The following is a 22,328-nucleotide window of genomic DNA, read 5'->3' as shown; positions in this document are numbered from 1 at the left end:
TCGCCACAGCACATCGATGCGCTCACCAACCTACTTTCGGCGGCATTTGACCGCGCGGCGCTTGAGATCGCCTATGGCGGTGATCGGGAGACCTACACCGAAGCTATGCTTCACTTGGTCAGCAAAGTACTTGATGGCAGCTAGAAGAACAACTTGATCTCCGTGTGCGATGGAACGGCCGACGCCACGAATGCTTAACCGGATGCGATGCCACCCTGCTTCAACAACGGCCCTTTGCTGACCTTGGCCATTCAATACCGTCGCTGCGTTGCGGCCCGGCAGACCTGCCATCCGCTGCATTTGCAAAAGCTCGGATGCGGTGAACTGGTGGTTTGCGGGACAAAGCCGACATCTCCTTTGATCGCTGGCCGGCCTCCTGTTACGTAGGGTCTTATGGCAGATGTAGACCATAATGACAGATGTGTGGGATGTGGATCGGCGCTGAAACGTATCGATGGCCCTACTCACAAGTACATGATGTCTTCGCCCGCATGCTTCGCTCTCTTCAATAGACTTCTGGCCTGCGAGTACAGCGACAGTTCACTTCAGATGACACACCGGTTGACGGTTGACACATTTGCAGTTCAGCATCCTGGTCGAGGCCAACAGCGCAGGGAAATACAGTCCGTTGGTCTTCATCTGGCAAGGATTTACCTTCAGCTAAATCGCCTCAGGTCACCAGAGCAAGCCAACGACATCATGCTTGGCCTTGGGAAACACAAGGCAACTCTAGTCTATCTGGAACCTCCAACAGTGTTCTCGATGACCGTGGCAGAAGTCGCCGATTTCGCAGGCACACCACTTCACGCACGTAGGGTGACCGAATGGGCGGCGGCTGCCTGGAAAGACTGGTCCGCGCACCATGACTACATCACCCGTTGGACCGACAAATGGATGTCCGACTAGGGCTCGGAGCCGCCGTCGGAGCAATCGCAGCATCTTGTTGATGGCGCTTCGCAGAGTGGATGAAGTCGGCCCAAACCGGTCACTCAACCATGTATTGGATTGCTGCAGTCGCAGCCCGCTTTCCGGACATTCGCTGCAAGCCGGCAGTGAAAGGTGTCCCTTAGTTCAATAGTTGAGGCACCTGCGCGGCATTGCTCCATTGCCGGGGCGACTGGCCGTACATCCGTTTGAACTCACGGCTGAATTGAGAGGAGCTTTGATAACCCACGTCCCAGGCTGCTTCCGACACGGTCTTCCCTTCGGCGATCTTCATCGCGGCGTGGTTCAGCCGCATGGATTTCACGAACTGTATCGGGGACATGGTCGTCGCTTCCTTAAAGCGCCGATGGAAGACTGCCCGACTCATACCGACGTGGTCGGCCATGTCGTCGATGGTGACCTGTTCGTTCAGGTGGTTCGAGAGATAATCGATGGTGCGCGCGATTTCGTTGCCAACGCCAAAAGCCCGTCTTGCCGCGGCCCCGGCCTCACCCCTGAGCACTGCATAATATAATTCGCGCAGTCGCCCCTGTCCGAGCACCTCCAGATCAACTGGATTATCGAGCAACTCAAGGAGCCGTAACAAAGCCTGCGTGAAGCCCGTATCCCAAGCCGCCAATGCTAAAGCCGATGGCACGCCATCCCGCGATTGTCTGTTGCCACCGGCGGCGGTCTCAACCTCCATGGTCAGCTCGAGCATCTTCCGTGGCTCCAGCGCAATCACCACGCCAAGCAGAGGATCGTCCTTGGACGCCAAAGGCGTGCCTGCCTCCACCGGTAAAGTCATGGGGCACAGCAAGTATTTATCGCTGCCATAGACGTGGTGCTCACCGTCCAGAACAGCTTCCTTGGTGCCACTGAGAATAGCCACCACCGTGGGCTCGTACACAGCAGGCACGCAGGGCATGGCCTCGGTCACCCGGAATAGCTGGACGCCTTTCAACGCGGTATCGACGAGGCCTGCCTCTGGCAGACGGCGCTCGATAAGGTTTTTGATCTGGTCTTTGCTCATGCACTCTAGCTGGCAGAGGACTTTCATCTTTGCAATGGGGTTGAGACGATTGGGCAAGTAATCGAGAGGATATCGCCTGTTTTTGTGCCCAGCCAAGTTCTATCTGTGCCTTCAATCAACAACACCTCAAACCGCCAGTTTGGGCTGGCAGGAGACAGAACATGGCAGATACGACATTTGGACCCAAAGGCTGGACACCCGAGCGCCTCGGCGACCAGTCAGGCAAGACCTACATCATCACCGGTGCCAACGCCGGAGCAGGCTTTCAAGCCGCGCGCATCTTGCTGAAGAAGAACGCCAAGGTGGTGATGCTGAACCGCTCGGTCGAGAAATCCGAGGCGGCAATCGCGGACCTGAAACAGGAATTCGGCGGACAGGCCGACGTGAGCTTCATTCGCATGGACCTGTCCGTTTTGGATAGCGTGCGCGAAGCTGCCGAAGAAGTTTTGAAAACGGTGCCTCGGATCGACGCGCTGATCAACAACGCGGCCATCGCTCAGGTACCAACGCGCAAGCTGACTGTCGATGGGTTCGAAAGCCAGCTTGGCACCAACCACTACGGGCATTTTCTGCTCAATGGTCTGCTCTTTGACCGCATCGCCGAAAGCAAAGGCAGGATCGTGGTCGTCGCGAGCCTCGGCTACAACATGGGTCTCAAGACCATCAAGTTCGACGATATGAATTGGGATGATGGCTACGGCGCGAACACTGCCTATTCGCAAAGCAAGCTGGCGCAGATGATGTTTGCCTATGAATTGCAGGACCGGCTGGCTGCAGCAGGGCGCAAAGATGTCGAGGTTTACGTTTGTCATCCGGGCTCGTCGGCTACATCGCTGATCTCCACCAGCGGCAGCCGCACGATGCGTTTCATCTGGTGGCTGATGACCAAGACGCCGATTGTCCAGACTGCGGAACAAGGCTCATACCCCGAGGTCATGTGTGCAACCGAAGAGGCTCTGACTGAGCAACGCGCCCTCTACGGTCCGACGGGCCGCATGGAAGCGGTCGGCCCGGTCGGCAAGGGTACACTGAACGCCCACGCCCATGACAAAGCTGTCATGACAAGGCTTTGGAATGAGTCTGAAAAAGCTGTCGGATTCGAGTGGAAACTCTGATCCCATTGCCACGGTCACCGGCACCGGCAAGGCAAATGCACACCGGTTGAGCCTAGAGGATGCGGCAATGAAATTGCAGCGCGCAGTAAGGGTCGCTCTTCGAAGCGGCCCAAACCCGACATCCAACGCGCTGTCTCTATTCTGCAACCGCATCCCGCTTTCCGGACTTTCGCTGCGCTTGCAAGAACTCCGGATCGAAGTACCTGGTTACCAAGTCATCTCCAGAGCTTGGACGATCCCTCAATCTCGTACAGGCTTTGGCAGATCCGCCATTTCGGGTGGAAGATGGACAACAAGCCCAGCTTTCTTCCAGCCGTCGAATGCCTTTCGCACCAACGGTCCCGTGAAGTAGTTGAACACCATTTCCTTTGGGATATCGGCCTCAAAGTTGGGAAGGATTTGAAGGAGAGTCACCCGCGCATGCTCAGCGGCCTCGAGGTTTCCCAACTCTGCATGAAACCAGACCTGATGCGCGTGGTACCAAGGGAAACCCGGCATCGGGACTTTCTCGATCTCCAGAAGTGCTGCCTGCCAGAAGTCACCAAGCGCAAACCGCCAAGCGTGGGCGTAGTGATACCAGCCCGGGTGAATAGGGCTTAGGTCAATCGCCTTATCCAGAAGCGGTATTGCGCGGTCAAACTCACCTAGAAAAGCATGACAATGGCCGATCTCGGCCAGTATGTCGGCATGGCCCTGGTTGAGTTGAAGCGCGACCTTCGCAGTCTCCCGGAACCCGGGCAAATCTCCTGTGTGGAATTGACACAGCGCCAGCGCCATGCGGGCAAATCCGCTTTGCCGATCACATTCTACGCCCCGTCGTGCCGCATCTAACCCAAGTTGTACTGCATTCACATCGGAACGCTCGTTCAAGTGATAACGCTTTTCTTCTAGAAGAATGAGGGCGTAAGCTGCCCACCCATCTGAGGCTTCGGGGTCGGCTTCCAGCAGGACGGGCAAACGCTCTCGCAATTCAAAATGGAGCTTGGGGTCGTAGGTCTTGTAAAACTCGTAGAACTGCGCGACTGCGGCGTAAACATCCCAGGTTTGGGTCTGTCCGCTGGCAGCGCGCCGTCGGACGCGCGACCCGATATCGCCATGCTGGGAGGCGATGCGCCCGGCGGTCAGGAGACCAATCTCATTCTGGATATCGAAGATCTCTTGAAGATCGCCGGACCGGTCGAATTGTTCCATCAACGCGATCTCGCCTGTCGAAACCTCACTGACCTGCACCGTAACGCGCAAGCGTTCGGGTGAGCGGCGCAAACTGCCTTCTATTAGAAAATCTACGCCGTAGGTCTTCGCAATCTCGGCCTGGTCGATGCCATTTGTCTGAATGTGCAGAGCCGTCATGTGAGATAGGACCCGCAGGTTTCGGAAACGCGTGAGGTGCGACGTGATCTCTTCGCTGAAACCGTCTGCGATCCAGCTGTCGTCCGCCGAACTGAGGCTGCGGAAGGGCAGAACCAGAATGACCGGGGGTTTCCTTTGTGCGCCTGCGACGGTCGATCCGTGGTTAACAGGTACCGCCAAACGAAACCCGACGCCATGAACCGTTTCAATGATGCGTTGCTCTGATCCTGTATCGCCCACCGCGCGACGGGCTTCCTTCAGGGCCGTCGAAAGTGTTGCATCCGTGATGATCCGCCCCTCCCAGACATCGGTGATCAGATCGTCTTTTGTGACAACATCCCCATCGGCTGAAACCAGTGCTTTCAGGATGCCTGCCGACTGACGCGTCAGTCGCCGGGTCTCGTCCCCATGGACGGCGATCATTCGGTCGAAGTCGACCGTGATATCAGAAAGCAAAACGTGCATGGCCCAAAGCTACCTTTTTCCGGCTCTTGGTGAAAGCTCGGCAAAATCTCAGATTCTTCTCATACCATCCTCAAGCTCGGCGTCCCATTACCGCATAGGTCCTTGTCCAACAGAAAGGACAGACCATGAAATACCGCAACGCACTGCCGCAGCTGGCAGGAAAGAAAATGATCACAGATGGCGGGTTGGAGACGACCCTGATCTTCCACGACGGGATCGACCTGCCGCTCTTTGCCGCCTTCAAGGCGCTCGAAACCGATGCGGGGATCGCCGCGATGGACGCCTATATGGAGCGTTTCGCCCGGATCGCTGTCGAGGCCAAGCGCGGTTTCATCATGGATACGCCTACATGGCGGGCAAGCGCCCGGTGGGCGGCGGAACTCGGTCTGTCGCAGGATGCATTGCGCGCCGTCCATCGCGAGGCCATTTGCACATTGAACCGCTTGCGAGATCGTTTCGAAACCGGCGAAAGCCCCTTTGTCGTGAACGGAGTGATCGGCCCACAGGATGACGGCTATGCGCCGGCACGGGTTCTGACGGCAGAGGCGGCCGAGACCTATCACGCCGCACAGGTTGGTTGGTTCAATGAATTTGGCGCAGACATGGCGTCAGCGATCACAATGACCTACGCGGATGAGGCCATTGGCATTGCCAGCGCTGCCAAGACATTTGGGCTCCCGGTTGCAATTGCATTTACGGTCGAGACCGACGGGCGTCTGCCTTCAGGCGAAGCTCTTGGTGACGCGATCCGCGCGGTGGATGAAGCGACGGAAAACTATCCGGCTTATTTCATGATCAACTGCGCGCATCCGGATCATTTTGCCAATGTCCTGCAAGGCGATTGGACACAGCGTATCATGGGCCTGCGAGCCAATGCCTCGCGCATGAGCCATGCCGAGCTTGACGCCTCGGACACGCTTGATGATGGCGATCCCGTTGAAATCGGACACCTCTATGCGGGTCTCTCGGTCCTTCTGCCGAACCTGACCGTGATGGGCGGATGTTGCGGGACCGACCACCGCCATGTCGCGGCAATCTGCGAGGCAACCAAAACCTGAATCACCGAAATGCCGGGCGCTCCTGCGCCCGCAACCAGACAGCCGCCTGCAGGACCCCTGCATGCGTTCTGTGACTTTGACTGAACGAAGCTGAACACCTGAAAGGAAAAGACATGTTCAAATCAACACTCTCCACACTGGCCCTTGTGGCCTCCACCGGCTTTGCGATGGCCGACGGCGCGCCGATGTCCTTCGACGTCGCCGAAGACCTCACGCGCTTTGTTTTCGCGGCTGAACCGGTCTTCGACGACGGGATGCCCGCCTACGGCAATGCTTTCGTGACCCAGGGCTACATCTACGAAGATGGCACTCTCGATGATGGCGCTGAGGGCACCCTTGCCGATGGCAGTCCGGCCTTCCCCGACAAGGTTATCGGTCGCTGGACCTGTGACGGGTTCTTCGTCGGCGACGGTGCGCGCACCCTGACCGGTGCCTGGGTCATCTCGCGCCAGGTCTTTGAGTTCGACAGCGGCGAGATCCTGATCAACCAGGGTGCTGAACTGGCGGATGTCGATGTGGCCGGACCCCGCGCCATCGCCGGAGGAACCGGCGCATACGCCCATGTTGGCGCTGAGATGACGCAAACCTTGCTAGGGATGACCGATGGCTTCGGTGTGCGTCTTTCCATTGAAATCCCGGGAGAAGAGCACGCTTCAATCGCGCCGGAGGATCAAGCTGAAAGCTGGCATAGCAGCTACTTCGGGCACATCGACGAAACCGACCACACCGAATGGGACTCGGGTGTGCCGGTGGGGCCGATCGATCAGGTCGCCTTGCCTGCCTCCTGATGAAAATCGAGAAACCCCTGTCCGCCGCCAGGGCGGATGGGGGCAGATGAATAATGAGAGAGACCATGAAAGACCTTCTCGAATATGCACTTCGCCCGGCCAGACAAACGGATGGTGAAGACCTCGCCTGCCTCATCGACATCGCCGGTGAAGGCATCCCCTCTTGGCTTTGGGCAAAGAGCGCTAAAGGTGGCCAAACGCCGCTAGAAGTCGGCACGGCGCGTGCGCGACGTGAACAAGGTGGATTTTCCTACAAGAACGCCATTGTCGCGGAGCGCGAAGGCCATGTGCTGGGAATGGTATTGAGCTACCCGATCTCTTCGGCAGACGAAAGCGCCGCTGCCGATCCGCCAGCACCCATTGTTCCGTTCGTCGCGCTGGAGGCGAAATCTGTGGGCACTTGGTACGTGAACGCACTTGCTGTGCGCGCCGGGTCGCGGAGACTTGGGATTGGTGCGACTTTGATGGCTCATGCCGAGAAACAGGCCATCGATGCAGGCTTTGATACTGTCAGCATTCAGGTTTACGCGCAGAACACAGGCGCAGTCCGGCTCTATCAGCGGCTGGGGTATGAGGTTGCGGCAAGCGCACCGGTCCTGAGCCACCCCTGCCAACCCTACTACACAGGCGATGTCCTGCTGTTGCTCAAGCCTGTCGTGCCGAACTCACAGACTTGACCATCTTCAAAGAAAGACCAGACAATGCTCCACCGTCAATTCCTCCTGCCGTCTGCATTGCTAACGTTTGTGTGCGTTTCAACCATCGCAACATCAGGCGGAGATGCACCAAAACTGCCCGCGCCATTGTCTGATGGCAGCTTTCTCTACGGTAGCGCACCCAGCGATCAGCTTGTCGAACTCGGACGCAATCTCTTCTTCGATCCGATCCTGTCGGGCAACCGCAATATCTCTTGCGGGACCTGTCACGATCCAAGATTGGGATCAGGCGATGGTGTGGCACTTGGCATCGGCGAGGGTGGCACAGGGGCCGGCCTGGACCGCCGAACCGAAACTGCCGTGACGGGCCGCGTACCGCGCAACGCGCAACCGTTGTGGAACATCGGCGCTCGCGAGTACGTATCGCTGTTCCACGACGGCCGGGTGGAATGGATCGAAGACGGTATGCGCATCCGGAACCCTGCAGATGAGGAACTGCCGGAAGGCGTATCGGACGTTTTGGTCGCACAGGCTTTTTTTCCTGTAACTTCCCCCATCGAAATGGCTGGGCAGTTCGGCGAAAACCCGGTCGCAGACGCCGCCTTCACCGAAGATCGAGCGGAGGCCTGGCGTATCCTCGCGGCACGTGTCGCTGCGGTGCCAGGCTATCTGGACATGCTGCGCGCAGCCTTTCCTGACGTCGCAGGCGCAGATGACGTGGCCTATACCCACCTGGCCGAAGCCCTCGCGGCCTTTCAGACAATCGCTTTCCGGTCCGATGAAAGTCCTTTCGACGAGTTGCTGCGTACCGGTGACATTTCGATCCTGTCAAAGGATGCAAGAGCGGGATTATCGTTGTTCTATGGGAGTGCGAATTGCGCGTCGTGTCATAGCGGGCCTTTGCTGACCGACCACGCCTTCCATGCCATCGCGATGCCGCAGATCGGCCCCGGCAAAGGTCATGGCAGGGATTTCAGTTACATTGCCGAGACAGGTCTCGCTGGCCGAACCGAGGACGAGGGACGGTATCAGGTCAGCCGAGACGCTGATGACCTGTTCGCGTTCCGGACGCCATCCTTACGGAACGTTGCTCTCACCGGTCCGTGGGGCCACAGCGGGTCGTTTGCTGATCTGGAGGGGATGGTTCGCCATCATCTGGATCCGGTGAGAAGCTTGCAGAACTTTGATGCGTCCACCGTTGTTCTACCACCCTTGGACCAAGTCATGCGCCTTTCCGGCCGAGGTTCGGAATTCGGATACGCACCGCTGGACCCTGGCGAGCAAGCGGCGTTTGATCTCAGGGACACTTGGGTGATGCAATCACCTGTACTTAAAAAACGCATCGCGGTCGGGAACGGCCTTCGCACATTCAATCTGGCCGACGAGGAAATAAGACAACTCATCGCCTTTCTCGAATCCCTGACAGACCCCTCTGCCATCGACAGGTCCGATCTCATTCCCACGGCGGTTCCGTCGGGACTGGCGCCGCAACCGGCCAGATGATTTCGATCACATGGAAAGGAGCCACACGCCGCTCTGAACGCGTATGGATAAAAACAAATCGCTATTTGCGGCGCAGTCTTGATGGGAACGACAACAAACCGGACGGCTGTGGTATCAAACCGTGTCAACGTCGGGTTGTCGTTGTGGAGGGCCTAGCGGATCGGAGGATCAGTCATGGAAACACCAAACCTACCTGCCATCCGCGCGCTTCGTCCTGCTTGGAACAAGGGCCGCATCGTCGGACAAAAGCGACCATTGAAACCAAAGCACGTCTGGGCGATCCGGGTTCGACTTGAGCTTGCTGAAAGCCATCGGGATCTCGCGCTGTTCAACATGGCAATTGACAGCAAATTGCGTGGCTGTGACCTCGTTAAAATGAAAGTCGTCGACGTTATGGCGTCCGGCCAGATCAAAGAACGGGCGTCGGTGCTGCAAAGCAAGACGCAGAAACCTGTGCGGTTTGAGATATCAGAAGGCACACGAGCTTCGGTCGAAAAGTGGATGGAAGACGAACTGATGGTCGGGTCGGAATACCTTTGGCCAGGCCGCTTCCATGAACGCCTGCACATCTCGACCCGCTAACATGCGCGGATCGTCCGGGATTGGGTGACTTGGATCGGACTTGAGGCGAGTGCCTACGGTACTCACTCAATGCGGCGCACAAAGGCTACCCAGATCTACAAAAAGACGGGCGACCTCCGTGCGGTCCAGCTGCTGTTAGGGCACACGAAGATGGACAGCACAGTTAGGTATCTTGGCGTCGAACTTGAGGACGCCCTGGCTATTGCTGAAGCCATTGAAATCTTGCAACTCTGGGTCGCCTTCACAGACGGCCCAGAGCGGTCACTCAGCACCTTCTCCAAATGCTGCGGTTGCAGCCCGCATAGCGGACTTTGATCAACAAGTGTCGCGTCAAGCGCGAACATCTCCTGATCCTGGACGTGCTGGCCATAGATCTCCTGTCATTTGACAACACTAGAATGGAACCTCGGGCGCTCGCGCTGCATCACTTGAAACTTAATAAACCACTTGTTTAATTAACTTATTAGTATAATAATGCCCTATGACTAAAGATGACCGACTAGACGCCGCGTTTTCCGCCCTTGCGCATCCAGCGCGTCGGGCAATCCTGGCACACCTTTCGGAAGGAACAGCCAGCGTGAACGCTTTGGCGGAGCCGTTTGATATGACCTTGCCTGCAGTGTCGAAACACATTCGGGTGCTGGAACACGCCGGCCTGATTTCCCGAGAGAAGGACGCCCAGTTTCGGCTGTGCAAACTCGAAACGGCACCGATCCAAGAAATCGCAAGTTGGACCGAGAGGTATCGGTCGATTTGGGAGGCGCGCTTCGACACGTTGGACACTCTTCTGGCTGACATGAAGGAAAACGATACATGAGCGAAGAGAACAACTGGGTTCGGATCGAGAGGGTGTTTGATGCGCCGATCGATCTTGTGTGGAAATTGTGGACCGATCCGACCTTGTTCAAGCAATGGTACGGACCGAACGGGATGTCGGTCCCAACGGCCGAAATGGATGTGAGAGTCGGCGGAACTCGCAAGGTCAGTATGGCAATGCAATCGCCCGAACGCTCGATGGAGATGTGGTTCACCGGCGTCTACAAAGAGGTCAGCGCGCCAGATCGTCTCGTCTACACGGAAAGTATGTGTGATGCGGATGGCACCCTCATCTCACCACAGTCGATGGGAATGCCGGACACTGTTCCAGACATTACCGAGGTCATCGTCGAACTGAGCGAGGTCGACGGAAAAACGCGCATGGTGATGGTCCATGTGGGTGTCACCGAAGGCACTGCTGGCGCTGGAGGTTGGAACCAGGCCTTCGACAAGCTGGCTGCCTTCGCACAGTCGCTGGACGATGAGCGGTCATAACATGCGTGAACTTGCGGTGCTATCCTTCGTGACACTGGACGGGGTGATGCAGTCGCCAAGCATGCCCGAGGAAGACCCCTCGGGCGGCTTTATGCAAGGCGGTTGGGCAGCCCCCTATTGGGAAGGCGTGATGCCACATGTTGAACACGTCGCAATGTCGGAACCTTACGACATCCTTTTTGGGCGCAAGACCTATGACATCTTTGCTGGACACTGGCCAAACGCGCCGCGTTCTGATCTTGGCGATCGGTTGAATGCGGCGCGAAAGCATGTGGCCACATCGCAAACTCAATCGTTGGGCTGGGAAAACTCGCATGTGTTGAATGACGACGTGGCAAAAGCGGTGCAAGAGTTGAAGAACGAAGGCGGGCCACTTCTACAGGTCCATGGCAGCTCTGCGTTGATCCAAACACTGCAAGCGCATGATCTGATCGATGAATTTCGGATCTGGACGTTTCCGGTTGTCGTCGGCGAGGGGAAGCGGCTGTTTGAAGGCACCGCTTCGCCGTGCACCTACGCTTTGGCGCGTGCGGAAGCCCTTGAGAATGGTGTGACCCATAATTGCTTTAGGCGGGCGTGACAGACGGCCGCCCTGCCCCGCGAAAAATCAAACCTAGGGCCAGTGCGAACAGACCAAATTGCAAACACAGATAGAGTGTCTCCATCAAGATGAACGAGCCTGCTTGCGGCACGTTTTGCTTGGCCACCAGCGCCAGCACATGACTTGTCCAGAAAAATAGCCCCAGCAAGGCTGCGAATGTGACTGCCCGCCTTAGACCGCTGCGACCGAACCGAAACATAGGGTAAATGGCTGCCAACACGGCACCCTGGATACCCATCGACGCCAGACCGACAGCGATGTTCGGCTCGCCTTCGAAATATCCGAAGCTCATGTACCTGTCTTTGAACAGGACCAAATGCCAAATGATGGCCAGGGGAAAAACGATCAGAGGATAGGCAGCGGCAGCCAGGATCTGTTGCTTCAACATGTCGGGTCTCATGCCCCCTCGCCCCGCTTCCAAAGAGCCATTGGGCTGCCGCCGGGATCGCGGATGAAACTTGCATCCCCTGCTGGGCCTTTGACGTTTTCGGCAATGATACTGGCACCGCTTTCGCGCGCGCGACCTGTCGCGGCCTCCAGATCATCAACCTCAAAGTAAGGCACCCAGCCGGTGATCCCGTCCATCTCATTGCAAGTGGCGGCGAAGGGCATGTCGCCCCCTTGCTCGGTCAGAAATGTCATCGAGCCGATATCTTTGGGCTGCCATCCAAACATCGATTGCAGGAACACGGTCGTTTCTTGCGGCTTGTTCGTCATGTTGTCGTACCAAACGAAAGGTGCAGGCATTTTTCTCTCCACTTGCATTTTGCAAGTAATTTAATACTTCGGCCACTTGCATATTGCAAGTACATTTCGGTCGCCTATATCTGCACCATGAACTCGAACGAAAAACCTCAATGGAACGGATGCCCCACCCGCTATGCCGCTGGCATCGTCGGCGACAAGTGGTGCTTTCTTTTGCTGAGGGATGTCCTGCTGCACGGCAAGCGCACTTACCGCGAGTTCCTTGCCTCGCCCGAAGGCATCTCGACCAACATCCTTGCGAACCGACTATCCAAGCTTGAGACGCTGGGCATGCTGACCCGCGAAGCCGACCCTCGCAAAGCCAGCAGCGTTTGCTATTTTCCGACACAAAAATCCAAGGATTTTCTACTCGCCTTGGTGTCGATGATGGTTTGGGCGACGCAGTATGACGAGGTCACCGAAGCGCCCGCCTCATTCGCGGAAAGCTTTTCCAACGATCCTGCCGGAACGATCGCTTGGTACGAAGCAGAGATTGACCGCGTCGATCAGGCGTTACGATCCAGCTGACCGATTGACCCACCAGTCGTGCATCGATGTGAACACCGGGGCCAGCGCCAGTCCATCTGCGCTGGCAGAGTATTCAACCCGGGGCGGCACCTCGGCATAGACCTTTCTGGTGACCAGCCCGTCAGCTTCCAACGCGCGAAGCTGGTTGGTCAGCATCGTCTGAGTGATGCCGTCGATGGATTTGCGCAATTCGCCAAAACGCTTGGTGCCCTGAAAGATCAGAATCTGCAGAATAAGCAGCTTCCATTTGCCGCCGATCATCCCGATCACCCGTGGCGCGGGGCATGTGCTTTGGTCGGGAACAGCCGGTTGAACGGCATCAGCAAGGGCCTCGGACATCTTGTTTTCCTCAATAGTATCATTTTCGATAGTATAGCAAAAAATTCTGCCTACTTTTCAGATCATACCGTGGTGGCTATGTCTCTGCAAACACCCACCCACGGAGGAATGTGAGTATGTCCCTGGAAATCTGGACCGTAAGCGGTGCCCCCAGCCCCTGGCGTGCGACCCTTGGAATGGCCTTCAAGGGCCTCGATTATGACGTCCACCTGCTGTCCGCCGCACAAAAAGAGCACAAGTCAGACGCCTACCTTGCCATCAATCCACGCGGCACCGTACCGACCGTGAAAAACGGCGACACGACCCTAAGCCAATCCGTTGCGATCCTGGCTTGGCTGGATCGGGAATACCCGGCCAAACCCTTGTTTGGGGAAACACCGCTGGACGCAGCGATGATCTGGCAGCGCACCATGGAGATTTTCGACTATCTGCCAGATGCCACAAGCGATGTGCTGTCGCCCATCTTTTTCCAAGGCGCGGATCAAGCGACCGACGACCTGAAAATCGCCAGCGAAAGGCTTCGGTCCGAACTTGCGAACCTAGCCGACATCTTGGCCGAAACCCCATTTCTGTCCGGTGAACGCCCGGGGGCGGCTGACGCTGTGGCCTTTCCCCATGTGCGACTGATCCAACGGGCCATGGAGACGAAGCCAACGATCATGCAAGCGCTTGACTTGCCGGACCTGGCGACCGTGTCGCCTGATATCGCGGATTGGGTTGGGCGGATCGAAACCCTTCCAAATGTCGCCGCAACCTTTCCGCCCCATTGGGCCGACGTTGCTTAAGGACAACCAAGATGACCGCACCAAGCTATACAAAGTCCATAGACGTCAAGGCATCCGCCTCCACTGCATTCGACGCGGTAACCAGGGGTGTCGCACATTGGTGGACCCGACCCGATCAGCCGCTGAACAACATCGGGGACCGCGCTAAATTCACCTTCCCACCCGGCGTGTCCTATTGGACGTTCGAGTTGACCAGCACTGACCAACCAACACATGTCGAATGGACCTGCGTCGATGCCCTGCACATCCACGAGGGCCAACCCAAAGAGATTGAAACCGAGTGGCTCAACACCAAGGTGCTGTGGCAAATCACCGAACAAGAAGGTGGCTCTAGAATTGAGATGCGGCACCAAGGGCTCACCCCCGACTTGCTATGCTATGATGTTTGTGAGGCGGGCTGGGATATGTTTTTTCTGGGCAGCCTCAAACAATACCTCGACACAGGGCAAGGCAAGCCTCACCAAGGATAATCCGGGCGTGAATTGGAAAGGACTAAGTTTGGCCGCCTCAGACCGCCGCAGAAGCATGAAAGTCCAATTGAAGGCCGCTATTTTTCTGGGCCTTTATGCCGCCGGATGGCTTGCCATTGCGCTGTCGTCGCCGCTCGCAGCCGATGCAGTAGATGTCGAGCTCAATGTAACTGCCGGAGGCGGCGAGATTGAAAGCACGACGATTGTGATCAAACGCCTGTCTGATGGCCAGCTTTGGGTCGCAAATCCTGTCCGCGCCCAACAGCAATTTTCGCCAGCCTCCACGTCCAAGATCCCACACAGCTTGATTGCGCTGGAAAATGGATTGGCGACGCCCGAAACTGTGTTTCAGTGGGACAGTGTTCCACGAAGTAACCGCGCATGGAACCAGGACCATTCACTCGAATCCGCGTTCCAATACTCGGTGGTTTGGGTCTATCAGGAGATTGCCCGAGCCGGGGGACAGGCTGTGATGGCGCACGGGTTGAAGAGCTTCCAGTACGGAAATGCAGATGTCGGCACCATCGACCAGCTCACCACCTATTGGCTGGACGGAACACTTTCAATCTCGGCGCAGGAACAAGTTGCGTTCCTGTCGAAACTTGCCCTGGAACGGTTGCCACTGTCTAAAACCACCTATGCGGCGGCCAGGAGCATCATGGTAAGCGATTTCCATCCAGATTGGACCATGCGTTCCAAGACCGGTTGGTGGTACAGCAAAACGGATATGGACATCGGATGGTTCGTCGGCTGGCTGGAATGCGCGAGCGATAATTATGTCTTTGCTCTGAACATGGATATGCCAGACACAACATATCTCTCAAAGCGAAAGGCAGTCACGTACCGTGTTCTCCAAGACATCGGGGCCTTTGACTGCGAATGAAGCGGCCCATTCCCGACGCCCAGCGTAGTTGTCGATGCTGCGTTGCAGCTTCCCGGAAGCGGTCATTGATTTGGGTACGCGCCCAAAGACTTGGCTCACCCAGTTACAAACGCGCGCCCTCATCCAGAGCGCATTCGCTACCCCCGAAACTGATCTTTCAAGAATGCGTTTGCCGTGCGGAACACCTGTGGGCCAAGGCGTTCGGCACTGGCAAAATGCGCGCCATTGGCCAGCTCGACATAGCGTTTCACCGGCGCGGCGAGCGCGTCAAACAAGGCCAGTGCATCCGCCCGCGTCGATGTTGTATCTGCCCCGCCCCGGATCAACAGGGTCGGGCAGGTGATGCGCGACGGATCATAAAGTGGGCGTCCGTTAAACGCCTCCCACAGATCCAACAGCGTGCCATTGGGAGCCAGAAAGGCCGGGGGATCGCGATGCGTGGCTTGCGGGTCATCACTGAGACTGGATTGAACAAGGGCCTGAAACACGGCTTCGTCACGCCAGTCTTGCCCGGCGGGGATTTCCGCGTCCCATCGCGCGCGAGTTGAGGGTTCGCACACCGGCCGCGCGCCTTTGAAGGCTGGATTGAATTGGCTTGGGTGAGAGGGATCCGACAGGAAAGAGAGCCAGCCCGGGTTTGTTTCACCAAAGATCGGCGCATAAAGCACAAGCGCCGCGATCTGGGATTTCGACCCGCCAGAGGCAAACAGCGCGGTGGTGATCGACCCCCACGAACCACCGATCAGACCGATCTGGTCGCGGTAATGTCGCGCGCAAAGCCACGTGACAGCATCAGAGATGTCGTTGACCGCATCGGAGCCACGAGCATAAGGTTCTGCAGTCTCGGCCAGGTTTGAAGCAAAGGATTTTCCGTACCCGCGAATATCCAGGGCATAGGCAGCATACCCCGCCTCCGCCGTGGCCTTAAGCCAACTCGCCCCCGGATGCGGCACATCGTAGAGGCGGCTGGCATATGTGGCCCCATGCACGAACAAAACAGGCGGGCGGTCTTGGTCCTCCGCATGCGCGCGTAAGTGTAAGTGCAACTCCGGATCATCCGACGAGGGGATGAAGTACGAGGTCGCGGTATCGTACTGCCTCCAGGTCATTGCAAAAAGCCCGGGATCAGCGTGACAATGCCCGGCACGGCCCACAGGATAGCCATGCCTGTGACAAATATCCCGACAATGGGCCACGCCGCACCGAACACGTCTGCGGTCGTCAGCCGGTCATTGGCCCCCTTCAAGGCAAAGAGCGTATAGCCGAAAGGCGGTGTCAGGCTGCCGACCGTCAGGTTGACCATGAACAACGTCCAGAACCAGATCGGATCAAACCCCATCGCCGCGACAATGGGCTGATAGATCGGGATGGCCAGTAGCATGAAGGCGATCTGGTCGATGAACATGCACAAAACAAACGGGATCAGCATCATCATCAGAAACGTCATGTCCGGCCCAAGCCCCAGATCGGAGACCAGCGCGACCAGACCGCGCGTCGCTCCGGCGAATGACAAAAGCTGACTGAACAGTTTGGCCGAGGCGACAATGATCAGGATCACCACACTGATCGTCAGGGCCGAGGTCACGGTCTCGCGAAGCATCTGCATATCCAGACGCCCAAACAGCCCCGCGACGATCAACGCGCCGACCACTCCTGTTGCCGCCGACTCCGACGGTGTCGCGATCCCAAGGATGATCAGGCCCATCACCGCAAAGATCACCAGCAGAAAGGGCAACATGTCCAACATGGCACGCAAGGCCGAGCCTTCGGGTCGTGACTGCTCAGGTATGGCGCTGCCGCGTTCCGTGATAAACACATAAGCCAGCGTGAGACTGGCAAACAGCAGCCCCGGCAACAGCCCCGCCACCAACAGCCCCGCGATCGAAACATCCGCAAGCGATCCCACGATGATCGCAAGCAGGCTGGGCGGGATGATGGGCGCAAGACTGGCCCCCGCGAGAATGGTGCCTGCTGACCGCCGTGTGTCATATCCGCGATCCTGCATCAGCGGCATCACCGACCGGCCCAGCATGGCCGCCACCGCCACAGCCGACCCCGACAGCGCACCAAACACCGTAGAGAGCGCAATCGTGATCACATAAAGCCGCCCTCTGAGCCGTCCGATCAACCGGTCGACGCTGCGAAACAGGATATCGACCGTACCCGAGCGGAACAGAACCTCACCCATCAGCACAAACAGGGCAACGGTGACCAGCGTGGGCGACGTGGCGGTCTCGAATATGGAATTGGTGAACAACCCAAAGCCGCGCGGGCCAATCAGGACCATCACACCCACAAGGTTCAGCACCAGAAATCCGACGAAAATCTTGACGCCCGAAAACAGCAGGACCAGCAACAGCCCGATTGCCAGACACAAAAAGGCAAGCCAACTCATCCGCGCCGCCCCATCATGTGGCGCAGGAAATGCAGGGCCGCGCTGGCCAGACCCAACGCGATGAAGGCCGTGATCCACCACCGCGGAATCGGGTGGGCGGCATTGGTCATGAGGCCTTTTTCGAATTGGCGAAGGCTTTCGCCCGCAACGATCCACGCGGCCAGCCCTGTCGCCAGAGCGGCAACCAGCGCATTGATCCGGCCAAGGATGCATCGCGCATTTTCCGGCAAGGATTCAGGTACGATATCAATGGCCACATGGGCCGAACGGCGCGTCACATCAGGCAGCGCGCAAAAGATCAGGATGGCCAGCGCGTATTGAACCGCCTCTCCCGACCAGGTGGTGGGCGCATCAAACAGGTATCGCGCGACCACCTCGAACGCATAAAGCGCCACGGCCAGCAACAGCGCCGCCCCCGCCAGCCGAAACAGCCAGCGGGAGCTTTCATCATGCCATTGCCCCAATACCGTCATTCTGGATTAGTCCGACAGACCCGCATCGCGCGCAAGGGCGCGCAGCCCGGCCAACGTTTCGGGATCGCTCTTCTCCGCGATAGACCAGACACCACCGGACCACAGCTCTTCGAACTGGGCGGCTTCCGTATCCGAGAAGGTTGTCATTTTCATACCAAGTTCCAACAGGTCTTCTTTCTCTTGCGCGGCCAAAGTATCAAACCGTGCGATACTGTCGGTTTCCAAACGCACCGCGGCCCGTTCGATCCCGGCCTGTTCTTCCGCCGACAGGGTATTCCAGGCATCAAGGTTCATGAAGATCATCAGTCCGACCTGCCCAAAAACAGGATCGGCCATGTAATCTGCAACCTCGTACCAGTTGAAATCCCTGGCGCCTGTCAACCCCCATGCTGCTCCATCCACAACACCAGTTTGCAAAGCGGAATACACATCTCCCCCGCCCATAACGACGCCTGAGCCGCCCAAGGCTTCGATCATTGGGTGATAGGAGACCGTTCCACGAATTTTCCGGCCTTCAAAACCTGGCTCACCCGTGATCGGCTCTTTGAGGAAGTACCGAAAACCCTTTGATCCCGTAGCGGGCGCTGTGATCAACTTCATCCCCAGCGTTTGATAATGCTGATCGATATAGTCGATGATCCCCGCTTCGCGCCGTTTGGTCGGATTAGGGCCAATGGCATCAATAGCCAAGCCCACTGGTGTGGTGCCTGCGTGATAGGCTGGGTGCGTGAAAAGAGCGTCGAAGACACCCGCCTGGACCGGTTCAAGCTGTTCCAACGGCGGAACGGCGTCGGGCCCGGTCAGCGCAAAGCTGACCGCGCCGCCGGTTTCTTCTTCGACAAGTGCCATGAACGGTTTCACGATTTCTTCGGTGAACACAAAGCCTTCGGGAAACGCGCCGACCATGCGCAGTTCGTCCGCTGCGGCCGACCATGCCGACACGCCAAACGCAACAGCACCCGCAAATGCGGTTATCATTTTCATATCATCCTCCCTAATGGGCAATCAGTTGCCTGACTATATAAAGTCCCAAATGGAACCTTTTGTAAAGTTCCATTTTGAACCAACCTGTCGTAAGCAGGGGTCATGACCGAGCAAGACAAGCGTTTGACCGCAACAGCGGATATGGCCGATACGTTCGGGCCATTGTCGCTTGTGATGCTTGACGAAACCGACCTGCGCCACGCGTGGCGCATCAACTTTGTCGCCAACTTCTTTACGGGACCTGTTTATCGCCAACTGGGAGAGAAATACGGGATCACGCGGCCGGAATTCGTGATTCTCTATTGCTTGAAACACATGCCTGGACTCGTCGCTCAGGACATCTGCCGCGTGACGGGTCAGCCCAAGAACTCGATCAGTCGCGCGGTGTCGGACCTTCTGCAAAAAGGATATGTCCAGCGCGGAACCGATCCTGACGACAAGCGCGCCAAACCGCTGACCCTGACGGACCCAGGCTGGGCAATGCTGGAGCAAGTGAGCCCCATGGTCCAAGCCCGTCAGGACGCAATGCGCGCAGCACTTACCGATGATGAATTGGCGCAGTTCGACACTCTCATCCGAAAGATGGTCTTCGCGATGCCGGATTGGGTTACACCGGAGTAGGATTGTTACGAGCGGCCCAAACCAGACTCTCGTCGTAGCAACCGATGCTGCGGTGCGGCTTCCCGAAAGCGGACACTAGAAATTTCCAGCTTCCTGCTAGTCAATCAAAAGAGATCAGGTTTGCTCGTCCGCCGTTCCGATAGCTCTCGATAGAGCGCTGGAGGCGACACTCCGATCCAATCAGCGACACGCACCCACCCGCCTAATTCCGGCGGACCGTAAAGCTCAAGATAGGCATCAAGGCGATCTGCCACCTTCCGCAAACGCATGATCTCAATGCGGGTCCGGAGGTTCTGCAGCTCTCTCGCGGTACGTTCAAAGGCTTTGACCGAAAGTCGCTTTGATGTGGCAGAGTTCTCAAGGCTCGCCTTCAACTCGGTCTTTGAAATCAGAGAGACCTTTGTCGGCATTTCGGTGACAGCATCGCAATGATAGCGATCCGCAAAGAGGGATGCTTCGGCAACTAGTTCTGTTGCCTCGACCGTGTGCAGGGTCAAGAGCCCGCCGTCTTGCAGCGCACGCCGAAGGGAAATCTGCCCTTCACGGACCAAGAAGGCCCATTCAACTTCATCGTCCCGACGAAAAAGCGTTTCGCCTTCGTCCAGCGTGCGTTCTGGCGCGCCATCAAAACAGTTGAGCCAATGATCCGACATGATTTCTATCATGCCCTTGGAGGCGCAGATTGTGCAACACCTTCGGGCCAATCCCGGATCAATCAAGGACTTCACTCATGGAAACAAAACACGTCGCAATGTTGATGGTTCTCATCCCCACCGCAGTCTTTGCCCAAACACACGATGAAAACCATAGCACATCGCCGTCAGCTTACGCGGGTGAGGAAACACGCTTAATCAAGTCTCTTTCGGAGAAAGACTTAGAGGAAATCGCACGTGGCGGCGGATGGGGGCTTGCGCGTGCTGCCGAACTCAATGGTGTGCCGGGGCCGACGCATCTGCTTGAGCTTGCCGAAGAGATCGCTCTGACTGAGCAACAGCGTGACAATATCGAAGCGATCCGAGCGCAGATGCAAGCAGACGCCATAACTGCCGGGGAGCGGTTCGTCGTAGCTGAACTAGCGCTGGACGCAGCCTTTCAAAACGGTGCGCCTGGTACTGAGGCGCTTGAACGGCTGGTGGCCGAAGCAGGTCAAGCACGAGCAGTCCTCCGCCTCGTTCATCTGAATGCCCATCTGTTGACTTTGCCATTGCTGACCGATGCCCAAATCAGCCAGTACGCGGTGTTGCGCGGTTATTCAGATGATCCATGCGCCTCTGTACCAGACGGGCACGACCCGGACATGTGGCGCAGCCATAACGGATGCAATTAGGTTCGATTGCGGCGACACATCCTCGTGACTTGTCAAAGCCATATACCCCCAGTAGGTATTTGTTATGTTTCGTTTGGTTCTGTCGATCATTCTTGTTTTTGCATTCGCTGGTGCATCCACCGCATCTGTGATGCATGGCTTGAACCATGGATCGGATCACGCCGCCCACCACGCCGAAATGTCAGAAAGCGATCCAGTGGCTGATGCTGAGAAGGCACTCGCGGACTGCTGCGATGCCACCAGCGGAATGGGATCAACCCCCTGTTTTGGCGATCTTGCGGCCACGTCGGCGACTTCGCCGGATAATTCCGCAAACAGATCGGTTGTTGATGTTCTGTACGCCGATTTCGATTTTGCGAACCTAACGCTGGCTGTCCCTACTGGTCCTCCGAAAGTCTGAACGGCAACAGGCGCTTGCCCGCAATCTATTCAACTTTCAAATTAAAGGACCGACTGACATGATCACACGTCGTCACTTCACTACCCTATCCGCATCTGCTCTTGTGATGGCTGCTCTGCCTGCGCGTGCAGGTGCGCCGATGCGCGTTCTCGCCTCACCAGGTTGCGGATGCTGTCACGCCTGGGCTGACTTGGCACGCGCTCGCGGTTACACCGTCACCGTCGAGGAACTGACCGACCCAGAGGCGCAGAAGTCAGAGCGTGGCATTCCGCTTGAGCTCGCCTCCTGTCACACCATTGAAGCGGCTGGATATGTCTTCGAAGGGCATGTGCCGTTCGAAGCATTGGAAGCCGTCTTGAAGGATCGCCCGGACATCACTGGGCTTGCTGTTCCCGGCATGCCGATGGGCTCTCCTGGCATGGGAGATGATCCGTCCGCGCGTTTCGACGTCATTGCATTTGGTGGAGAGGCTGGCACCGGCATGGTGTACTACCGTGCTGGTACAGTTCAGCCGTTCGACACCTGATGGTAAGTAACAAGGCAGTTTTGCTCACCGGCGGGCTCGCGCTCGTCGGTTTTGCCGCCGCACTCGTTCTGGCCCAGCCCTCGGAAGCTGTCGGTCTTTTAACACCGGACGACGCCGAAGTGGCCGCCTTGGGCCAAAGCATCTACGCAGAGCAATGTGCCGCCTGCCATGGTGCGCGCCTGGAGGGACAACCGAACTGGCGGATGCGTGGCGAGGATGGTTTGCTACCTGCGCCGCCGCATGACGCCACTGGGCATACGTGGCACCACGATGATAAAACGCTCTTCACCTTGACCAAATATGGGCTTGCTGGACTGATGGAGAACGCGCCTCCATCCAGTATGCCCGTCTATGAAGGCGTGCTCAGCGATGACGAAATCATTGCGGTGCTGTCCTTCATCAAGTCGACTTGGCCTGACGACCTTCGTCAGTATCACGACGACATGAATGCCCAGTCCGAATAAAGG

The 22,328-nt window shown here is 57.3% G+C and carries 28 protein-coding genes and 1 pseudogene; 19 read left to right on the top strand and 10 right to left on the bottom strand.

Annotated elements, in window-relative coordinates:
- Positions 1-393 precede the first annotated feature (393 nt).
- Entirely contained in the window at positions 394-906 is a 513-nt protein-coding gene (locus ACFWW4_RS16375) for a DUF5946 family protein (protein WP_411891844.1), read from the top strand.
- A 160-nt stretch (positions 907-1,066) separates the two neighbouring features.
- On the opposite strand, the gene ACFWW4_RS16370 is transcribed toward ACFWW4_RS16375, so the two are convergent.
- Complete coding sequence (locus ACFWW4_RS16370; RefSeq protein WP_299771822.1) at positions 1,067-1,957, bottom strand: AraC family transcriptional regulator; 891 nt, start codon at positions 1,955-1,957, stop codon at positions 1,067-1,069.
- A gap of 161 nt (positions 1,958-2,118) precedes the next feature.
- Between ACFWW4_RS16370 and ACFWW4_RS16365 the strand changes: the two genes are divergently transcribed.
- Positions 2,119-3,072 carry an SDR family oxidoreductase gene (locus ACFWW4_RS16365; protein WP_411891843.1) on the top strand — a complete coding sequence of 318 codons (954 nt, stop codon included), beginning with the start codon at positions 2,119-2,121 and terminating at the stop codon, positions 3,070-3,072.
- Between the two features lie 240 nt (positions 3,073-3,312).
- On the opposite strand, the gene ACFWW4_RS16360 is transcribed toward ACFWW4_RS16365, so the two are convergent.
- On the bottom strand, positions 3,313-4,845 hold the full coding sequence (locus ACFWW4_RS16360) for a winged helix-turn-helix domain-containing tetratricopeptide repeat protein (protein ID WP_411891852.1): 1,533 nt from the start codon (positions 4,843-4,845) through the stop codon (positions 3,313-3,315).
- Positions 4,846-5,012: 167 nt separating this feature from the next.
- Here ACFWW4_RS16360 and ACFWW4_RS16355 point away from each other — a divergent pair, with 167 nt between their 5' ends.
- The 8 genes and pseudogenes from ACFWW4_RS16355 to ACFWW4_RS16320 all read left to right on the top strand — a co-directional run bounded on the left by ACFWW4_RS16355 (position 5,013) and on the right by ACFWW4_RS16320 (position 11,365).
- Entirely contained in the window at positions 5,013-5,945 is a 933-nt protein-coding gene (locus ACFWW4_RS16355; RefSeq protein ID WP_411891842.1) for a homocysteine S-methyltransferase family protein, read from the top strand.
- Positions 5,946-6,058: 113 nt separating this feature from the next.
- Complete coding sequence (locus ACFWW4_RS16350; RefSeq protein WP_411891841.1) at positions 6,059-6,733, top strand: hypothetical protein; 675 nt, start codon at positions 6,059-6,061, stop codon at positions 6,731-6,733.
- A 65-nt stretch (positions 6,734-6,798) separates the two neighbouring features.
- Complete coding sequence (locus ACFWW4_RS16345; RefSeq protein WP_411891840.1) at positions 6,799-7,410, top strand: GNAT family N-acetyltransferase; 612 nt, start codon at positions 6,799-6,801, stop codon at positions 7,408-7,410.
- Positions 7,411-7,434: 24 nt separating this feature from the next.
- The gene (locus ACFWW4_RS16340; protein WP_411891839.1) at positions 7,435-8,892 is read left to right on the top strand and encodes a cytochrome-c peroxidase; all 1,458 of its coding nucleotides are present in this window, start codon (positions 7,435-7,437) and stop codon (positions 8,890-8,892) included.
- A 174-nt stretch (positions 8,893-9,066) separates the two neighbouring features.
- Positions 9,067-9,696, top strand: a pseudogene (locus ACFWW4_RS16335) (tyrosine-type recombinase/integrase); the annotation flags it as partial.
- A gap of 259 nt (positions 9,697-9,955) precedes the next feature.
- A complete protein-coding gene (locus ACFWW4_RS16330) occupies positions 9,956-10,291 on the top strand; it encodes an ArsR/SmtB family transcription factor (RefSeq protein ID WP_411891838.1) in 336 nt (111 codons plus the stop codon).
- Positions 10,288-10,785, top strand: a complete 498-nt coding sequence (locus ACFWW4_RS16325; RefSeq protein WP_411891837.1) for an SRPBCC family protein — start codon at positions 10,288-10,290, stop codon at positions 10,783-10,785. Before ACFWW4_RS16330 ends, ACFWW4_RS16325 begins: the two co-directional genes overlap by 4 nt.
- 1 nt (position 10,786) lies before the next feature.
- Complete coding sequence (locus tag ACFWW4_RS16320) at positions 10,787-11,365, top strand: dihydrofolate reductase family protein (protein WP_411891836.1); 579 nt, start codon at positions 10,787-10,789, stop codon at positions 11,363-11,365.
- On the opposite strand, the gene ACFWW4_RS16315 is transcribed toward ACFWW4_RS16320, so the two are convergent.
- Both ACFWW4_RS16315 and ACFWW4_RS16310 read right to left on the bottom strand, forming a co-directional pair.
- Positions 11,352-11,771, bottom strand: a complete 420-nt coding sequence (locus ACFWW4_RS16315) for a hypothetical protein (RefSeq protein WP_411891835.1) — start codon at positions 11,769-11,771, stop codon at positions 11,352-11,354. The genes ACFWW4_RS16320 and ACFWW4_RS16315 overlap by 14 nt on opposite strands.
- 11 nt (positions 11,772-11,782) lie before the next feature.
- A complete protein-coding gene (locus ACFWW4_RS16310; RefSeq protein WP_411891834.1) occupies positions 11,783-12,133 on the bottom strand; it encodes a VOC family protein in 351 nt (116 codons plus the stop codon).
- Between the two features lie 87 nt (positions 12,134-12,220).
- Between ACFWW4_RS16310 and ACFWW4_RS16305 the strand changes: the two genes are divergently transcribed.
- A complete protein-coding gene (locus tag ACFWW4_RS16305) occupies positions 12,221-12,658 on the top strand; it encodes a winged helix-turn-helix transcriptional regulator (protein WP_411891833.1) in 438 nt (145 codons plus the stop codon).
- Here the strand turns inward: ACFWW4_RS16305 and ACFWW4_RS16300 are convergent.
- On the bottom strand, positions 12,644-12,997 hold the full coding sequence (locus tag ACFWW4_RS16300; RefSeq protein ID WP_170797354.1) for a winged helix-turn-helix transcriptional regulator: 354 nt from the start codon (positions 12,995-12,997) through the stop codon (positions 12,644-12,646). The two genes, ACFWW4_RS16305 and ACFWW4_RS16300, sit on opposite strands and share 15 nt — an antisense overlap.
- Before the next feature lie 116 nt (positions 12,998-13,113).
- Between ACFWW4_RS16300 and ACFWW4_RS16295 the strand changes: the two genes are divergently transcribed.
- The 3 genes from ACFWW4_RS16295 to ACFWW4_RS16285 are packed head-to-tail and all read left to right on the top strand — an operon-like array spanning position 13,114 to position 15,135.
- A complete protein-coding gene (locus tag ACFWW4_RS16295; RefSeq protein ID WP_411891832.1) occupies positions 13,114-13,782 on the top strand; it encodes a glutathione S-transferase family protein in 669 nt (222 codons plus the stop codon).
- Between the two features lie 11 nt (positions 13,783-13,793).
- Positions 13,794-14,252: an SRPBCC family protein gene (locus ACFWW4_RS16290; protein ID WP_170797358.1), complete on the top strand. Its 459-nt coding sequence runs from the start codon at positions 13,794-13,796 to the stop codon at positions 14,250-14,252.
- A 7-nt stretch (positions 14,253-14,259) separates the two neighbouring features.
- Complete coding sequence (locus ACFWW4_RS16285) at positions 14,260-15,135, top strand: penicillin-binding transpeptidase domain-containing protein (RefSeq protein ID WP_411891831.1); 876 nt, start codon at positions 14,260-14,262, stop codon at positions 15,133-15,135.
- Positions 15,136-15,272: 137 nt separating this feature from the next.
- Here ACFWW4_RS16285 and ACFWW4_RS16280 read toward each other — a convergent pair whose 3' ends face one another.
- From ACFWW4_RS16280 to dctP, 4 genes are read right to left on the bottom strand one after another with little or no spacing between them, the layout of a single operon-like run.
- Complete coding sequence (locus ACFWW4_RS16280) at positions 15,273-16,244, bottom strand: alpha/beta hydrolase (RefSeq protein ID WP_411891830.1); 972 nt, start codon at positions 16,242-16,244, stop codon at positions 15,273-15,275.
- Positions 16,241-17,530: a TRAP transporter large permease gene (locus tag ACFWW4_RS16275; RefSeq protein WP_411891829.1), complete on the bottom strand. Its 1,290-nt coding sequence runs from the start codon at positions 17,528-17,530 to the stop codon at positions 16,241-16,243. The genes ACFWW4_RS16280 and ACFWW4_RS16275 overlap by 4 nt, the downstream gene beginning before the upstream one ends.
- On the bottom strand, positions 17,527-18,003 hold the full coding sequence (locus ACFWW4_RS16270; RefSeq protein WP_411891828.1) for a TRAP transporter small permease: 477 nt from the start codon (positions 18,001-18,003) through the stop codon (positions 17,527-17,529). Before ACFWW4_RS16270 ends, ACFWW4_RS16275 begins: the two co-directional genes overlap by 4 nt.
- A gap of 6 nt (positions 18,004-18,009) precedes the next feature.
- Positions 18,010-18,987: a TRAP transporter substrate-binding protein DctP gene (gene dctP / locus ACFWW4_RS16265; protein WP_411891827.1), complete on the bottom strand. Its 978-nt coding sequence runs from the start codon at positions 18,985-18,987 to the stop codon at positions 18,010-18,012.
- 102 nt (positions 18,988-19,089) lie between these two features.
- Between dctP and ACFWW4_RS16260 the strand changes: the two genes are divergently transcribed.
- On the top strand, positions 19,090-19,608 hold the full coding sequence (locus ACFWW4_RS16260) for a MarR family winged helix-turn-helix transcriptional regulator (protein ID WP_411891826.1): 519 nt from the start codon (positions 19,090-19,092) through the stop codon (positions 19,606-19,608).
- A gap of 104 nt (positions 19,609-19,712) precedes the next feature.
- Here the strand turns inward: ACFWW4_RS16260 and ACFWW4_RS16255 are convergent, their stop codons facing one another.
- Positions 19,713-20,261 carry a Crp/Fnr family transcriptional regulator gene (locus ACFWW4_RS16255; protein ID WP_411891825.1) on the bottom strand — a complete coding sequence of 183 codons (549 nt, stop codon included), beginning with the start codon at positions 20,259-20,261 and terminating at the stop codon, positions 19,713-19,715.
- Positions 20,262-20,338: 77 nt separating this feature from the next.
- Between ACFWW4_RS16255 and ACFWW4_RS16250 the strand changes: the two genes are divergently transcribed.
- The 4 genes from ACFWW4_RS16250 (at position 20,339) to ACFWW4_RS16235 (ending at position 22,325) form a co-directional block, all read left to right on the top strand.
- Entirely contained in the window at positions 20,339-20,935 is a 597-nt protein-coding gene (locus ACFWW4_RS16250) for a Spy/CpxP family protein refolding chaperone (protein ID WP_411891824.1), read from the top strand.
- Between the two features lie 64 nt (positions 20,936-20,999).
- The gene (locus ACFWW4_RS16245; RefSeq protein WP_298299709.1) at positions 21,000-21,335 is read left to right on the top strand and encodes a hypothetical protein; all 336 of its coding nucleotides are present in this window, start codon (positions 21,000-21,002) and stop codon (positions 21,333-21,335) included.
- A 190-nt stretch (positions 21,336-21,525) separates the two neighbouring features.
- The gene (locus tag ACFWW4_RS16240; RefSeq protein ID WP_411891823.1) at positions 21,526-21,861 is read left to right on the top strand and encodes a DUF411 domain-containing protein; all 336 of its coding nucleotides are present in this window, start codon (positions 21,526-21,528) and stop codon (positions 21,859-21,861) included.
- 20 nt (positions 21,862-21,881) lie between these two features.
- On the top strand, positions 21,882-22,325 hold the full coding sequence (locus ACFWW4_RS16235) for a c-type cytochrome (protein WP_411891822.1): 444 nt from the start codon (positions 21,882-21,884) through the stop codon (positions 22,323-22,325).
- The last annotated feature ends 3 nt before the right edge of the window (positions 22,326-22,328 follow it).

Source organism: Yoonia sp. SDW83-1, assembly GCF_046762885.1.
Lineage (GTDB): Bacteria > Pseudomonadota > Alphaproteobacteria > Rhodobacterales > Rhodobacteraceae > Yoonia.
This window is presented reverse-complemented; position numbering and strand designations above follow the sequence as displayed.

Bases quoted from the DNA above. Each gene is read 5' to 3' on its own strand.
- dctP (WP_411891827.1), bottom strand. From the start codon at position 18,987: ATGAAAATGATAACCGCATTTGCGGGTGCTGTTGCGTTTGGCGTGTCG.
- ACFWW4_RS16340 (WP_411891839.1), top strand. From the start codon at position 7,435: ATGCTCCACCGTCAATTCCTCCTGCCGTCTGCATTGCTAACGTTTGTG.
- ACFWW4_RS16300 (WP_170797354.1), bottom strand. From the start codon at position 12,997: ATGTCCGAGGCCCTTGCTGATGCCGTTCAACCGGCTGTTCCCGACCAA.
- ACFWW4_RS16330 (WP_411891838.1), top strand. From the start codon at position 9,956: ATGACTAAAGATGACCGACTAGACGCCGCGTTTTCCGCCCTTGCGCAT.
- ACFWW4_RS16370 (WP_299771822.1), bottom strand. From the start codon at position 1,957: ATGAGCAAAGACCAGATCAAAAACCTTATCGAGCGCCGTCTGCCAGAG.
- ACFWW4_RS16260 (WP_411891826.1), top strand. From the start codon at position 19,090: ATGACCGAGCAAGACAAGCGTTTGACCGCAACAGCGGATATGGCCGAT.
- ACFWW4_RS16280 (WP_411891830.1), bottom strand. From the start codon at position 16,244: ATGACCTGGAGGCAGTACGATACCGCGACCTCGTACTTCATCCCCTCG.
- ACFWW4_RS16360 (WP_411891852.1), bottom strand. From the start codon at position 4,845: ATGATCGCCGTCCATGGGGACGAGACCCGGCGACTGACGCGTCAGTCG.
- ACFWW4_RS16245 (WP_298299709.1), top strand. From the start codon at position 21,000: ATGTTTCGTTTGGTTCTGTCGATCATTCTTGTTTTTGCATTCGCTGGT.
- ACFWW4_RS16275 (WP_411891829.1), bottom strand. From the start codon at position 17,530: ATGAGTTGGCTTGCCTTTTTGTGTCTGGCAATCGGGCTGTTGCTGGTC.
- ACFWW4_RS16310 (WP_411891834.1), bottom strand. From the start codon at position 12,133: ATGCCTGCACCTTTCGTTTGGTACGACAACATGACGAACAAGCCGCAA.
- ACFWW4_RS16290 (WP_170797358.1), top strand. From the start codon at position 13,794: ATGACCGCACCAAGCTATACAAAGTCCATAGACGTCAAGGCATCCGCC.
- ACFWW4_RS16345 (WP_411891840.1), top strand. From the start codon at position 6,799: ATGAAAGACCTTCTCGAATATGCACTTCGCCCGGCCAGACAAACGGAT.
- ACFWW4_RS16320 (WP_411891836.1), top strand. From the start codon at position 10,787: ATGCGTGAACTTGCGGTGCTATCCTTCGTGACACTGGACGGGGTGATG.
- ACFWW4_RS16375 (WP_411891844.1), top strand. From the start codon at position 394: ATGGCAGATGTAGACCATAATGACAGATGTGTGGGATGTGGATCGGCG.
- ACFWW4_RS16350 (WP_411891841.1), top strand. From the start codon at position 6,059: ATGTTCAAATCAACACTCTCCACACTGGCCCTTGTGGCCTCCACCGGC.
- ACFWW4_RS16365 (WP_411891843.1), top strand. From the start codon at position 2,119: ATGGCAGATACGACATTTGGACCCAAAGGCTGGACACCCGAGCGCCTC.
- ACFWW4_RS16355 (WP_411891842.1), top strand. From the start codon at position 5,013: ATGAAATACCGCAACGCACTGCCGCAGCTGGCAGGAAAGAAAATGATC.
- ACFWW4_RS16250 (WP_411891824.1), top strand. From the start codon at position 20,339: ATGGAAACAAAACACGTCGCAATGTTGATGGTTCTCATCCCCACCGCA.
- ACFWW4_RS16325 (WP_411891837.1), top strand. From the start codon at position 10,288: ATGAGCGAAGAGAACAACTGGGTTCGGATCGAGAGGGTGTTTGATGCG.
- ACFWW4_RS16255 (WP_411891825.1), bottom strand. From the start codon at position 20,261: ATGTCGGATCATTGGCTCAACTGTTTTGATGGCGCGCCAGAACGCACG.
- ACFWW4_RS16305 (WP_411891833.1), top strand. From the start codon at position 12,221: ATGAACTCGAACGAAAAACCTCAATGGAACGGATGCCCCACCCGCTAT.
- ACFWW4_RS16270 (WP_411891828.1), bottom strand. From the start codon at position 18,003: ATGACGGTATTGGGGCAATGGCATGATGAAAGCTCCCGCTGGCTGTTT.
- ACFWW4_RS16295 (WP_411891832.1), top strand. From the start codon at position 13,114: ATGTCCCTGGAAATCTGGACCGTAAGCGGTGCCCCCAGCCCCTGGCGT.